Source organism: Pseudoalteromonas sp. Angola-4 (genome assembly GCF_028599265.1).
Taxonomy (GTDB): Bacteria; Pseudomonadota; Gammaproteobacteria; order Enterobacterales; family Alteromonadaceae; genus Pseudoalteromonas; species Pseudoalteromonas atlantica.
The window spans coordinates 1-471 of record NZ_JAQREK010000078.1 but is presented as its reverse complement, the minus strand read 5'-3'; the positions used below and the strand labels follow the sequence as shown (position 1 = coordinate 471).

Sequence of the window (471 nt, the reverse complement as noted above, 5' to 3'; positions counted from 1 at the left end):
GCTTAACACCACGCAAACGCGGCATCAATTTATTGATAAGCGCGAGTTTGTCAGCATCTTGCAATTGAGTGTTTTGAATCAAACAGGCGTTTGACTCTAAAATCGTATCACCCTGCATTAAGCCATTGGCTTCAAGGGTTGCACCTGTTGAGACCAAATCACAAATGGCATCAGCAAGGCCAGCACGTGGCGCCACTTCAACAGAGCCTGTGAGCATAACAGTGCTGGCGTTGATACCTTCGCGTTTTAAATATTGGCTTAAAATTTCAGGGTAGGTCGTTGCTATACGTTTGCCTTCAAACCAGCTTTTGTCTTGCTTACCTAGTTCTTGTGGCCATGCAAGTGCAAGACGACAGTAACCAAAATCTAATTTTGATAATTTAGTTACTTCGCTTGGAACGCCTTGGCGCTCTCTTTCTGCTTGTACTTCAACTAAAACGTTTTCGCCAACAATACCTAAGTCACATACAC

At 43.7% G+C, this 471-nt stretch carries 1 protein-coding gene; it reads right to left on the bottom strand.

Annotated features, from left to right (window positions below; translation table 11 throughout):
• Positions 1 to 471, bottom strand: a 471-nt coding sequence (hisG, locus tag PSH48_RS20885) for an ATP phosphoribosyltransferase (protein WP_273612310.1), incomplete at both ends; no start/stop codon positions are given.